We start from the raw sequence: 13,662 nt of genomic DNA on the forward strand, positions 1-13,662 counted from the left end.
TCATGGATGCTAAACAACGTATCGCGCGCCGCGTGGCGCAAGAACTTCGCGATGGCGACATCGTTAACCTCGGCATTGGCCTGCCAACAATGGTGGCAAACTTCCTGCCGAACGACATTCACATCACGCTGCAATCCGAGAACGGTTTTCTGGGTCTGGGGCCGGTGACCACAGTCCATCCCGATCTGGTAAACGCAGGCGGGCAACCCTGCGGGATTTTGCCCGGCGCGGCGATGTTCGACAGCGCGATGTCCTTCTCGCTAATTCGCGGCGGTCATGTTGATGCCTGCGTTCTTGGCGGACTGCAGGTAGATGAGCAGGCTAACCTCGCCAACTGGGTGGTCCCCGGCAAAATGGTGCCCGGTATGGGCGGCGCAATGGATCTGGTTACCGGCGCACGCAAAGTCATTATCGCAATGGAACATTGCGCCAAAGATGGTTCGGCGAAGATTCTGCGCCAATGTACGATGCCGCTTACCGCACAACATGCGGTGCACATGCTGGTGACCGAGCTTGCGGTGTTCCGCTTTATTGACGGCAAGATGTGGCTCACCGAAATCGTCGAAGGATGCGGCCTCGACACCCTGCACGCAAAAACCGAAGCACATTTCGCCATCGCCGCGGACCTGCTAATACAACGAGGTGACGCATGATTGGCCGTATCTCGCGTTTTATGACGCGTATCGTCAGCCGCTGGCTTCCCGATCCTCTGATCTTTGCCATGCTGTTAACTCTGCTGACCTTTGCCATTGCGCTCTGGCTCACGCCGCAAACGCCAGTCAGCATGGTGAAACTATGGGGCGACGGTTTCTGGAATCTGCTGGCTTTCGGTATGCAAATGGCGCTGATTATTGTCACAGGTCATGCCCTGGCAAGCTCAGGACCGGTAAAAAGCCTGCTGCGTACCGCCGCCTCAGCAGCCAAAACGCCGGCCCAGGGCGTGATGCTGGTCACCTTCTTTGGCTCGGTCGCCTGCGTAATCAACTGGGGCTTCGGCCTGGTGGTCGGGGCGATGTTTGCCCGCGAAGTCGCTCGTCGGGTGCCCGGTTCCGACTATCCGCTACTGATTGCCTGCGCCTATATCGGGTTTCTCACCTGGGGCGGCGGCTTCTCTGGATCCATGCCTCTGCTGGCGGCCACGCCGGGCAACCCGGTCGAACATATCGCCGGATTAATCCCGGTCGGCGATACCCTGTTCACCAGATTCAACATCTTTATCACGCTCGGACTGATCGTGGTGATGCCATTCATTACCCGGATGATGACGCCAAAACCGTCGGACGTGGTCAGTATCGATCCGGCATTGCTGCTGGAAGAGGCCGATTTTCAGAAGAAATTGCCGGCTGATGCTCCGCCATCGGAACGGCTGGAGGAGAGCCGTATCCTGGCATTGATCGTTGGCGCGCTGGGCATTGCTTACCTCGCACTCTATTTCGCTGAGAAGGGATTTAACATCACCATCAATACCGTCAATCTGATGTTTATGATTGCCGGCCTGCTGCTGCACAAGACGCCGATGGCCTATATGCGCGCCATCAGCGCCGCGGTACGTAGTACCGCCGGAATTCTGGTGCAGTTTCCCTTTTATGCCGGGATCCAACTGATGATGGAACATTCCGGTCTCGGCGGCCTTATCACGGAATTCTTCATTAACGTTGCCAATAAAGACACCTTCCCGGTAATGACCTTCTTTAGCTCTGCGCTGATTAACTTTGCCGTTCCCTCGGGCGGCGGCCACTGGGTAATCCAGGGACCGTTCGTTATGCCTGCGGCCCAGGCGCTAGGGGCCGATCTCGGTAAATCGGTGATGGCAATCGCCTACGGCGAACAGTGGATGAACATGGCGCAACCGTTCTGGGCGCTACCTGCGCTGGCCATTGCCGGACTGGGGGTACGCGACATTATGGGGTACTGCATCACCGCCCTGCTCTTCTCCGGCGTCATTTTTGTCATTGGTTTGACCTTGTTCTGACGGCAACCCTCACTTTAAGGAACAGAAGATGAAAAATTGTGTCATCGTCAGTGCGGCACGTACCGCCATCGGCAGCTTTAATGGCGCGCTAGCAACCACCAGCGCGATAGATCTTGGAGCAATCGTGATTAAAGCCGTTCTCGAACGCGCCCAGCTCGATCCACTGCGGGTTGATGAAGTCATTATGGGGAACGTGCTGCAGGCCGGGCTTGGACAAAACCCGGCGCGCCAGGCTCTGTTGAAAAGCGGTCTCGCCGAAACGGTCTGCGGTTTTACCGTGAACAAGGTTTGCGGCTCCGGTCTTAAAAGCGTCGCGCTTGTTGCCCAGGCGATTCAGGCTGGACAGGCGCAGGCGATAGTGGCGGGCGGTATGGAGAACATGAGCCTGGCGCCGTACCTGCTGGGCGCGAAAGCCCGCTGGGGCTATCGTCTCGGCGACGGAGAGCTATCCGACGTTATTCTCCGCGACGGCCTGATCTGCGCTACGCACGGCTATCATATGGGCATCACTGCCGAAAATGTCGCCCGGGAGTACGGCATCAGCCGGGAGATGCAGGATGAACTTTCACTGCAATCGCAGCTTAAGGCGATCACGGCTATCGAGAATGGTGCATTTCAGGCGGAAATCGTCCCCGTCAACGTGGTATCGCGCAAGAAAACCGTTGTTTTTGACCGCGATGAATTCCCCAAAGCCGACTCCACGACGGAAGGTCTCGCCGCGTTGCGCCCGGCCTTCGATAAAGCAGGTACCGTAACCGCCGGTAACGCCTCAGGGATCAACGACGGTGCGGCGGCCCTGGTAGTGATGGAGGAAGCGGCGGCGCTGGCGGCGGGGCTTAAACCCCTTGCCCGTATCAAAGCCTATGCCAGCTGCGGCGTCGCTCCGGCGCTGATGGGCATGGGGCCGGTTCCCGCCACGCAAAAGGCGCTGCAACAGTGCGGACTACAGCTTTCTGATATCGATCTGATTGAAGCCAATGAGGCATTTGCGGCACAGTTCCTTGCCGTCGGGAAAACGCTCGGCTTTGATCGGCAGAAAGTGAACGTCAACGGCGGGGCTATCGCGCTTGGGCACCCTATTGGCGCCAGCGGCGCGCGAATCCTGGTGACGCTGCTGCATGCCCTCTCTGCGCGGGATAAAACGCTCGGGCTGGCAACGCTGTGTATTGGCGGCGGCCAGGGAATTGCCATGATTGTCGAAAGAATGAATTAAAAAAAGGCCGGGGTATCCCCCCGGCCCTCTTCGCACAGCTACCGCAGATTATTCTTCATCTTCGGCGATGTCATCATCGGCATCAGCGTCGGTTTCCGGCGCGATATCATCATCGCCTTCCGCAACGCTGCCATCGATGGCATCCAGCTCTTCGTCATCAACCGGCTCAGCCACGCGCTGCAGACCCACGACGTTTTCGTCTTCCGCAGTACGAATCAGAATAACGCCCTGAGTGTTACGACCGACGATGCTAACTTCCGATACGCGAGTACGCACCAGGGTGCCAGCATCGGTGATCATCATGATCTGATCGCAATCATCAACCTGCACCGCACCGACCACGGAACCATTACGTTCGGTGACCTTGATGGAGATAACGCCCTGGGTCGCACGAGACTTGGTCGGATACTCTTCCGCCGCCGTACGTTTACCGTAACCATTCTGCGTAACGGTCAAGATCGCCCCTTCGCCGCGCGGAATAATCAGCGAGACCACTTTATCTTCACCGGCCAGCTTAATACCGCGAACGCCGGTTGCCGTACGGCCCATCGCGCGGACCGCGCTCTCTTTAAAGCGCACCACTTTGCCGGCCGCGGAGAACAGCATCGCTTCGTCGTTACCGTTAGTCAGGTCAACGCCAATCAGTTCATCGCCTTCATTCAGGTTAACGGCAATAATACCGGCTGAACGCGGACGGCTGAACTCGGTCAGCGCGGTTTTCTTCACGGTACCGCTGGCGGTCGCCATAAAGACGTTCACGCCCTCTTCGTACTCGCGTACCGGCAGAATGGCGGTGATACGTTCGTTGGCTTCCAGCGGCAGCAGGTTGACGATTGGACGCCCGCGCGCCCCACGGCTGGCTTCCGGCAGCTGATAGACCTTCATCCAGTACAGGCGACCACGGCTCGAGAAGCAGAGGATCGTGTCATGGGTATTGGCCACCAGCAGGCGGTCGATAAAGTCTTCTTCTTTAATACGGGCGGCTGATTTACCTTTGCCACCGCGGCGCTGCGCCTCATAGTCGGTCAGCGGCTGATACTTCACATAGCCCTGGTGAGACAGGGTGACCACCACATCTTCCTGGTTGATCAGATCTTCGATGTTGATATCCGCGGTGTTGGCGGTGATTTCGGTACGACGCTGATCGCCGAACTGCTCGCGCATGGCTTCCAGCTCTTCGCGAATCACTTCCATCAGACGATCGGCGCTGCCGAGGATATGCAGCAGCTCAGCAATCTGTTCCAGCAGCTCTTTATATTCGTCGAGCAGTTTTTCGTGCTCAAGGCCGGTTAGTTTCTGCAAACGCAGATCCAGAATCGCCTGCGCCTGCTGTTCGGTCAGATAGTATTGACCGTCGCGCACGCCGAACTCTGGCTCCAGCCACTCCGGACGCGCAGCATCATCACCGGCGCGTTCCAGCATCGCCGCCACGTTACCCAGATCCCATGGGCGAGCAATCAGGCCGGCTTTGGCTTCCGCAGGCGTTGGCGCACGGCGGATAAGCTCGATGATCGGATCGATGTTGGCCAGCGCAATCGCCAGCGCTTCCAGGATATGCGCACGATCGCGAGCTTTACGCAGTTCGAAAATGGTACGACGCGTCACCACTTCACGACGGTGGCGCACGAACGCTGAAAGGATATCTTTCAGGTTCATGATTTTCGGCTGACCATGGTGCAACGCAACCATGTTAATGCCGAAGGAGACCTGCAGCTGCGTCTGGGAATAGAGGTTGTTGAGAACCACTTCACCCACCGCATCGCGCTTCACTTCAATCACGATGCGCATCCCGTCTTTATCAGACTCGTCACGCAGCGCGCTGATACCTTCAACGCGTTTGTCTTTCACCAGCTCGGCAATTTTCTCAATCAGGCGCGCTTTGTTCACCTGATACGGAATTTCGTGCACGATGATGGTTTCACGACCCGTTTTGGCATCGGTTTCCACCTCAGCGCGGGCGCGGATATAAATTTTACCGCGACCGGTACGGTAAGCTTCCTCAATACCACGACGACCATTAATAATGGCGGCGGTCGGGAAGTCCGGCCCCGGGATGTGTTCCATCAGCCCTTCGACGGAGATATCTTCATCGTCGATATAGGCCAGGCAGCCGTTGATCACTTCCGTCAGGTTGTGTGGCGGAATGTTGGTCGCCATCCCGACTGCGATACCGGACGAACCGTTTACCAGCAGGTTAGGGATTTTGGTCGGCATGACGTCAGGGATGCGCTCCGTACCGTCATAGTTATCAACGAAATCAACCGTCTCTTTTTCCAGGTCGGCCATCAGCTCGTGGGCGATTTTCGACATACGGATTTCCGTATAACGCATCGCTGCGGCGGAGTCGCCATCGACAGAACCGAAGTTACCCTGGCCATCGACCAGCATATAACGCAAGGAGAATGGCTGCGCCATACGGACAATGGTGTCATAAACGGCGGTATCACCATGAGGGTGGTATTTACCGATGACGTCACCAACGACACGGGCGGATTTTTTATAGGCTTTGTTCCAGTCATTGCCCAATACGTTCATGGCGTAAAGTACGCGACGGTGTACCGGTTTCAGGCCATCTCGGACATCCGGCAGCGCACGGCCAACAATGACCGACATCGCATAATCCAGATACGAGCTCTTAAGCTCTTCCTCAATGTTGACCGGTGTAATTTCTCTCGCAAGGTCGCTCATCTAACCGCTATCCCTCTACTGTATCCCGGATTCAAAGGTCGCAAATTATAACACAGCCACGGTGATACGGGTAAACCTATACCCAATGAATTTCGCGCTGCGTCAGGCCGGCAAATGCCGGAGTCCTGCTGAGCTGACTTTAGTCAGTGATTCCCGGGCTAATGAACGGGCGCGGCGAAAGGCGATGGGTATATACGGTTTATTCATGGCGGCCAACTGATATACTCGCCGGTCTGAACAGAAAAGGAGTAAGAGCGCCCATGAATGCCGAAAAACAGCCGGTGGCCCACAACGTTGATCACCATGAAATCGCTAAATTTGAAGCCGTCGCCTCGCGCTGGTGGGATTTAGAGGGCGAGTTCAAACCATTACATCGCATCAACCCGCTGCGTCTTGGCTATATTGCCGAGCGTTCCGGCGGTCTGTTTGGCAAGAAGGTGCTCGATGTCGGCTGCGGCGGCGGCATCCTGGCAGAAAGCATGGCGCGCGAAGGTGCGACGGTGACCGGGCTCGACATGGGCTTTGAACCGCTGCAGGTGGCAAAGCTCCACGCGCTGGAAAGCGGCGTACAGGTGGAATACGTCCAGGAGACGGTAGAAGAACACGCGGCGAAGCACGCGCAGCAGTACGATGTGGTGACCTGTATGGAGATGCTCGAGCACGTTCCCGACCCGCAATCGGTGGTGCATGCCTGCGCGCGGCTGGTGAAGCCCGGCGGCCAGGTGTTCTTTTCCACCATTAATCGTAACGGGAAAGCGTGGCTGATGGCGGTCGTCGGCGCAGAGTACGTGATGAAAATGGTGCCGAAGGGCACCCATGACGTGAAGAAGTTTATTAAGCCGTCAGAGCTGATCGGCTGGGTTGATCAGACTAATCTGAAAGAGCAGCATATTACCGGTCTGCATTACAATCCGTTGACCAATACTTTCAAGCTGGCGCCCGGCGTTGATGTTAACTATATGTTGCATACAACCGCGAAAAACGCATAACGTCAGCAGTTTTTCATATGACGATCCGGTGATGATTGCGCGGCATCAAGCCGCGTAATTTTTACATCCGTTGAAGAAATCAGCACTCGATCAAATTTTCATTTTTATTTTCCAGTTTATTGACATCTTCGCCAGGCCTTATGCGACGTGGGCCAGGCGATTATTACGCTTGTGCAACCTCAAATTAACGTCAAAATCAACCCTTGTACTCAAAAGAATCCTTACTAAAATACTCACCATATAGCGTTTCTTTTATCTACAACCCCCTATATATAGTATTTATCCACAGAGTTAGTCACAACGACGGTCTGTGGATAAACGGGGGATATTTTCTCTCACGGACAGGTATAATCCACATGAATCAGAGTCTGCTGGTGACAAAGCGCGACGGTAGCACCGAGCGCATTAATCTCGACAAAATCCATCGTGTACTGGATTGGGCGGCAGAAGGACTGAATAACGTTTCGATTTCTCAGGTAGAACTGCGCTCCCACATTCAGTTCTACGACGGTATCAAAACCGCCGATATTCACGAAACCATCATTAAGGCGGCTGCGGACCTGATCTCCCGCGATGCGCCGGATTACCAGTATCTTGCCGCGCGCCTGGCGATTTTCCACCTGCGTAAAAAAGCCTACGGCCAGTTTGAGCCGCCGGCACTGTATGACCACGTCACTAAAATGGTGAAGAACGGTAAATACGACACGCATCTGCTGGAAGACTACACGGAAGAAGAGTTCAAGCAGATGGACTCGTTCATCGTGCACGATCGCGATATGAGCTTCTCCTACGCTGCCGTTAAACAGCTGGAAGGCAAATATCTGGTGCAGAACCGCGTGACCGGCGAAATTTCTGAAAGCGCCCAGTTCCTCTATTTTCTGGTCGCCGCCTGCCTGTTCTCCAACTACCCGCGCGCGACGCGCCTGGATTACATCAAGCGTTTCTACGACGCCGTATCCACGTTCAAAATCTCGCTGCCGACGCCGATTATGTCCGGCGTGCGTACCCCAACCCGTCAGTTCAGCTCCTGCGTGCTGATCGAGTGCGGCGATAGCCTGGACTCCATCAACGCCACCTCCAGCGCCATCGTGAAATACGTTTCTCAGCGCGCCGGTATCGGGATTAACGCCGGCCGCATCCGTGCGCTGGGCAGCCCGATTCGCGGCGGTGAAGCGTTCCACACCGGCTGTATCCCGTTCTACAAGCACTTCCAGACCGCGGTGAAGTCCTGCTCGCAGGGCGGCGTACGCGGCGGTGCGGCGACGCTGTTCTACCCGATGTGGCACCTGGAAGTTGAAACCCTGCTGGTGCTGAAAAACAACCGCGGTACCGACGCAAACCGCGTTCGCCACATGGATTACGGCGTACAGATCAACAAACTGATGTACACCCGTCTGCTGAAAGGCGAAGACATCACCCTGTTCAGCCCGTCTGACGTCCCGGGCCTGTATGATGCCTTCTTCGCCGATCAGGACGAGTTCGAGCGTCTGTACACTCTGTATGAAAAAGACGACAGCATTCGCAAACAGCGGATTAAAGCCGTTGAACTGTTCTCCCTGATGATGCAGGAACGCGCCTCCACCGGCCGTATCTACATTCAGAACGTTGACCACTGCAACACCCACAGCCCGTTTGACCCGGTTATCGCTCCGGTTCGCCAGTCCAACCTGTGCCTGGAAATCGCTCTGCCGACCAAACCGCTGGACGATGTCAACGATGAAAACGGCGAAATCGCGCTGTGTACGCTGTCCGCCTTCAACCTTGGCGCCATTGAGAGCCTGGATGAGCTGGAAGAGCTGGCGGTGCTGGCGGTGCGTGCGCTGGATGCCCTGCTGGATTACCAGGACTACCCGATTCTGGCGGCCAAGCGCGGCGCGATGGGCCGTCGTACCCTAGGTATTGGGGTGATCAACTTCGCTTACTACCTGGCGAGACACGGTAAACGCTACTCCGACGGTAGCGCCAACAACCTGACGCATAAAACCTTTGAAGCCATCCAGTACTACCTGCTGAAAGCTTCTAACGAGCTGGCGATTGAGCAAGGCGCGTGCCCGTGGTTCAACGAAACCACCTATGCCAAAGGTGTGCTGCCGATCGATACCTATAAAAAGGATCTCGACGCTATCGTCAGCGAGCCGCTGCATTACGATTGGGAAGCGCTGCGTGAGTCGATTAAAACCCACGGTCTGCGTAACTCGACCCTCTCCGCACTGATGCCGTCCGAGACCTCTTCGCAGATCTCTAACGCCACCAACGGGATTGAGCCGCCGCGCGGCCACGTGAGCATCAAAGCCTCGAAAGACGGCATTCTGCGTCAGGTGGTGCCGGACTATGAAAAACTGCAGAACAGCTACGAGCTGCTGTGGGAAATGCCGAACAATGACGGCTATCTGCAGCTGGTCGGCATCATGCAGAAGTTTATCGATCAGTCGATTTCCGCCAACACCAACTACGACCCGACGCGTTTCCAGTCCGGGAAAGTCCCGATGCAGCAGTTGCTGAAAGACTTGCTCAATGCCTATAAATTCGGCGTGAAAACTCTGTACTATCACAACACCCGTGATGGCGCGGAAGATGCGCAAGACGATATGGCGCCGTCCATCCAGGACGACGGCTGCGAAAGCGGCGCGTGTAAGATCTGATCCCCTCCTCGCTCTGGCGAGCGAGGAAACCTAAAAGCTCCGTACGATTTTCCCCCTCTCCTCCGGGAGAGGGTCGGGGTGAGGGGCAATAACACCACAGGACTCACATTTAATGGCATATACCACTTTTTCACAGACAAAAAACGATCAGCTGCTTGAGCCGATGTTTTTTGGCCAGCCGGTTAACGTGGCCCGTTACGATCAGCAAAAATATGACATCTTCGAAAAGCTGATCGAAAAGCAGCTCTCCTTTTTCTGGCGTCCGGAAGAGGTTGACGTCTCCCGCGACCGTATCGATTACCAGGCGCTGCCAGAACATGAAAAACATATTTTCATCAGCAATCTGAAGTATCAGACGCTGCTGGACTCCATCCAGGGGCGTAGCCCGAACGTGGCGCTGCTGCCGCTGATCTCGATCCCGGAACTGGAAACCTGGGTTGAAACCTGGGCGTTCTCTGAGACGATTCACTCTCGCTCCTACACCCATATCATCCGTAACATCGTCAACGATCCGGCGATGGTTTTTGACGATATCGTCACTAACGAGCAGATTCAGAAACGAGCGGAAGGTATTTCCCACTATTACGACACGCTGATCGAACTGACCAGCTACTGGCATCTGCTGGGGGAAGGCACGCACACCGTCAACGGTAAAACCATCACCGTCAACCTGCGCGAGCTGAAAAAGAAACTCTACCTGTGCCTGATGAGCGTTAACGCGCTGGAAGCGATCCGCTTCTACGTCAGCTTCGCCTGCTCCTTCGCGTTCGCCGAACGTAAGCTGATGGAAGGCAACGCCAAAATCATCCGGCTGATCGCCCGTGACGAAGCGCTGCACTTGACCGGCACCCAGCATATGCTGAACCTGCTGCGTTCCGGCGTAGACGACCCGGAGATGGCGGAAATTGCCGAAGAGTGTAAGCAGGAGTGCTACGATCTGTTCGTACTGGCCGCACAGCAGGAGAAAGAGTGGGCGGATTACCTGTTCCGCGATGGTTCGATGATTGGCCTGAACAAAGATATTCTCTGTCAGTATGTCGAATACATCACCAATATCCGCATGCAGGCGGTAGGCCTCGACCTGCCCTTCCAGACCCGCTCCAACCCGATTCCGTGGATCAACACCTGGCTGGTGTCCGATAACGTGCAGGTGGCGCCGCAGGAAGTAGAGGTCAGCTCCTACCTGGTCGGCCAGATCGATTCCGAAGTCGATGCCGACGATCTGAGCAACTTCCAGCTCTGATGAAACGCATTTTTTTGAAAATTTCTGACACTCGCCTGGAGTGTCAGGATGAACACCCTTCCCTGTTGGCCGCCCTGGAATCACATAACATCGACGTGGAGTATCAGTGCCGCGCGGGCTATTGTGGTTCCTGCCGCACGCGGCTGGTCTCCGGTCAGGTTGACTGGCTGACCGAGCCGCTGGCGTTTATCCAACCGGGAGAAATTTTGCCCTGCTGCTGCCGGGCGAAGGGTGATATCGAAATAGAGATGTAGCCGCTTAGCGAAATCCCATCCGCGCCGGCCGGCGCGGACAGGTTTTCCGCTCACACCGCGGGTTAGCGGTGTTCCCCCTCTTGTTGCAGGAACTGCACCGCCTTATCCGGGAAGTCGCTGAACAGCCCATCGACACCGGCCTTGTTGTACAGCAGGTCGAACAGCTGATCGACATTGGTGACGTAATCCGGCAGCTGGTCGGCGCGCACGGTATACGGGTGTACCACCAGATGCTGCTGATGCGCCTCTTGCACCATATTGGTCAACGCCACCTCGCCCGGTCTGGCCTGTGCCGCCACCAGCATATGGTAGTCCGGGCCAATACCGTCGGCGTATTGTGCGATCTGCCCCATCGCGCCGGGCTTAAACATCCAGTCGTAGCTGTAGTTAACCCATTTGCCGTCCGCCTGGCGCTGCTGGGTTTCGTTCCAGTCGGTGTAAGCGATCAGCTGCACCAGATTCAGGTTCATCCCCATCTTCGGCTCCAGCTCGTTCTTGATGCGCTTGAGCTCGTTAGCATCAAAGCATTGCAGATACACTTTATCCCGCTTGCTGGTGTAACCATACTTCTTCAGCACCTGCAGAACGCTGGCGGCGATATCCTTGCCTTCCTGATGGTGGAACCACGGCGCTTTAATCTCCGGGTAGATACCGATATTTTTCCCCGTGGAATGATTCAACCCCTGAACGAACTCAATCTCCTCTTCAAAGGTATGAACGCGGAAATCCGATTTTCCCATCGGAAAGCGTCCCGGGAAGGTCTGTACATGCTTACCGTCTTTAGGCTCGAACCCTTCGCTGAACCGCAGCGATTTGATCTCCGCCAGGGTGAAGTCGATCGCGTAAAAGCGGCCATCCTGACGCGCGCGCTGCGGGAATTTCTCCGCCACATCGGTGACCCGATCGAGATAGTGGTCATGCAGCACCACCAGCCGATCGTCTTTGGTCATCACCAGGTCCTGCTCGAGATAATCGGCTCCCTGGGCATAGGCCATCGCTTTCGCCGGCAGCGTATGCTCGGGCAGATAGCCGCTGGCGCCGCGGTGGGCGATGACTATCTTATCCCCTGCCAGCGCGGCAAAGCTTAGCGTGCAACCTGCCAGTAAAATCCCGGTCATCAAGGTCGTTATTGCCGTTTTCATACGCATTCCTTAAGACTGTTTCAGTTGCTGGTGATGGCGTTTTTCGCCGATCATCACCACCAGCAGCAGCAGTACCGCCAGTACGCTACCGCCGATCATCACCATGAAACCGCCATCCCAGCCGAAGAAGTCGACGGTGTAGCCGACAATCGCGCTGGCGGCGACGGAACCGCCGAGGTAGCCAAACAGACCGGTAAAGCCCGCGGCGGTGCCGGCGGCTTTCTTCGGCGCCAGCTCCAGGGCGTGCAGACCAATCAGCATCACTGGGCCATAAATCAGGAAGCCGATGACGATCATACAGGTCATGTCGATGCCCGGGTTGCCCGGCGGGTTAAGCCAGTAAACCACGGTCGCAATGGTCACCAACGTCATAAAGAAGACCCCGGTCGCCCCGCGATTCCCCTTAAACACCTTATCCGACATCCAGCCGCAAATCAGCGTTCCCGGAATACCCGCATACTCATATAAGAAGTAGGTCCAGGAGGATTTATCCAGCGCGAAGTGCTTCACCTCTTTCAGATAGGTCGGCGACCAGTCGAGAATGCCGTAGCGCAACAGATAGACAAAGACGTTCGCCACGGCGATATACCACAGCAGCTTGTTCGGCAGAATATACTGCTTAAAGATCTGGCTGGCGGTCAGCTCCTCTTCATGCTTTTCGCTGTAATCGTCCGGGTAGTCGTTCTTGTACTCTTCAATCGGCGGCAGGCCGCAGGACTGCGGGGTATCACGCATCATGGCAAAGGCAAACACCGCCAGCAGAATGGCGCCGAAAGCCGGCATATACAGCGCCGCGTGCCAGTCGTTAAACCAGGCCATCCCCAGCAGGAACAGCAGCGGCGGGATCCCGCCGCCAACGTTATGCGCGCAGTTCCACACCGAGACAATACCGCCGCGCTCTTTCTGCGACCACCAGTGCACCATCGTCCGGCCGCACGGCGGCCAGCCCATCCCCTGGAACCAGCCGCACAGGAACAGCAGAACAAACATCACCATAATGCTGGAGGTCGCCCAGGGCACGAACCCCATCACCAGCATCACCAGCGCGGCCAGGATCAACCCTGCCGGCAGGAAAATGCGCGGATTCGAACGATCGGATACCGACCCCATGATGAATTTCGAAAATCCATAGGCGATGGAAATACCCGAGAGCGCGAAACCGAGATCGCCGCGCGAAAACCCTTGCTCAACCAGGTAGGGCATGGCCAAAGCAAAGTTCTTACGAACCAGATAGTAAGCGGCATATCCGAAGAAGATGCCGATAAAAATTTGCCAGCGCAGACGGCGATATAGCGGGTCGATTTCCGCCTCTGGCAAACGCGCTTTATGTGGCGCAGGTTTAAAAATAGTTAACATAGCAGCCTCCGTGGCCATTTCTTTTCTACTGATACCGATAAGAAAAATCTAATCTAATCACCCACTTCTGATGCTGCGGGATGGTAGGCAAAGCCCGGCTCAGATACTGTGAAATATCGCACGTTTTGTTACAAAAATATGACAAAAAATTCCATTGTGAGCA

The 13,662-nt window shown here is 56.0% G+C and carries 10 protein-coding genes; 7 read left to right on the forward strand and 3 right to left on the reverse strand.

Translation table 11 applies throughout. From position 1 onward, the window contains the following. Positions 1-2: 2 nt before the first annotated feature. From ACI2JR_RS19935 to ACI2JR_RS19945, 3 genes are read left to right on the forward strand one after another with little or no spacing between them, the layout of a single operon-like run. Positions 3-653: a 3-oxoacid CoA-transferase subunit B gene (locus ACI2JR_RS19935; RefSeq protein WP_462479291.1), complete on the forward strand. Its 651-nt coding sequence runs from the start codon at positions 3-5 to the stop codon at positions 651-653. Beyond that, the gene (locus ACI2JR_RS19940) at positions 650-1,972 is read left to right on the forward strand and encodes a TIGR00366 family protein (RefSeq protein WP_462479292.1); all 1,323 of its coding nucleotides are present in this window, start codon (positions 650-652) and stop codon (positions 1,970-1,972) included. Before ACI2JR_RS19935 ends, ACI2JR_RS19940 begins: the two co-directional genes overlap by 4 nt. A 28-nt stretch (positions 1,973-2,000) precedes the next feature. Further along, positions 2,001-3,185 carry an acetyl-CoA C-acetyltransferase gene (locus ACI2JR_RS19945; RefSeq protein WP_462479293.1) on the forward strand — a complete coding sequence of 395 codons (1,185 nt, stop codon included), beginning with the start codon at positions 2,001-2,003 and terminating at the stop codon, positions 3,183-3,185. Positions 3,186-3,233: 48 nt separating this feature from the next. Here the strand turns inward: ACI2JR_RS19945 and gyrA are convergent, their stop codons facing one another. Then, complete coding sequence (gyrA, locus tag ACI2JR_RS19950) at positions 3,234-5,873, reverse strand: DNA topoisomerase (ATP-hydrolyzing) subunit A (protein WP_132725588.1); 2,640 nt, start codon at positions 5,871-5,873, stop codon at positions 3,234-3,236. Between the two features lie 260 nt (positions 5,874-6,133). Between gyrA and ubiG the strand changes: the two genes are divergently transcribed. The 4 genes from ubiG to yfaE all read left to right on the forward strand — a co-directional run bounded on the left by ubiG (position 6,134) and on the right by yfaE (position 11,001). Continuing rightward, complete coding sequence (ubiG, locus tag ACI2JR_RS19955; RefSeq protein ID WP_132725589.1) at positions 6,134-6,862, forward strand: bifunctional 2-polyprenyl-6-hydroxyphenol methylase/3-demethylubiquinol 3-O-methyltransferase UbiG; 729 nt, start codon at positions 6,134-6,136, stop codon at positions 6,860-6,862. Between the two features lie 356 nt (positions 6,863-7,218). Beyond that, positions 7,219-9,504, forward strand: a complete 2,286-nt coding sequence (gene nrdA, locus ACI2JR_RS19960) for a class 1a ribonucleoside-diphosphate reductase subunit alpha (protein ID WP_462479294.1) — start codon at positions 7,219-7,221, stop codon at positions 9,502-9,504. A gap of 112 nt (positions 9,505-9,616) precedes the next feature. Beyond that, positions 9,617-10,747: a class Ia ribonucleoside-diphosphate reductase subunit beta gene (gene nrdB, locus ACI2JR_RS19965; RefSeq protein ID WP_032686662.1), complete on the forward strand. Its 1,131-nt coding sequence runs from the start codon at positions 9,617-9,619 to the stop codon at positions 10,745-10,747. Continuing rightward, positions 10,747-11,001: a class I ribonucleotide reductase maintenance protein YfaE gene (gene yfaE / locus ACI2JR_RS19970; RefSeq protein ID WP_004201692.1), complete on the forward strand. Its 255-nt coding sequence runs from the start codon at positions 10,747-10,749 to the stop codon at positions 10,999-11,001. Before nrdB ends, yfaE begins: the two co-directional genes overlap by 1 nt. Positions 11,002-11,063: 62 nt before the next feature. Here the strand turns inward: yfaE and glpQ are convergent, their stop codons facing one another. Both glpQ and glpT read right to left on the reverse strand, forming a co-directional pair. Continuing rightward, entirely contained in the window at positions 11,064-12,143 is a 1,080-nt protein-coding gene (gene glpQ, locus ACI2JR_RS19975; RefSeq protein WP_462479295.1) for a glycerophosphodiester phosphodiesterase, read from the reverse strand. Positions 12,144-12,152: 9 nt separating this feature from the next. After that, complete coding sequence (glpT, locus tag ACI2JR_RS19980; RefSeq protein ID WP_132725599.1) at positions 12,153-13,499, reverse strand: glycerol-3-phosphate transporter; 1,347 nt, start codon at positions 13,497-13,499, stop codon at positions 12,153-12,155. Positions 13,500-13,662: the final 163 nt, after the last annotated feature.

Origin of the sequence: Klebsiella sp. NPDC088457 (genome assembly GCF_044900465.1) — a bacterium.
In the GTDB taxonomy this organism is placed as follows: domain Bacteria; phylum Pseudomonadota; class Gammaproteobacteria; order Enterobacterales; family Enterobacteriaceae; genus Klebsiella.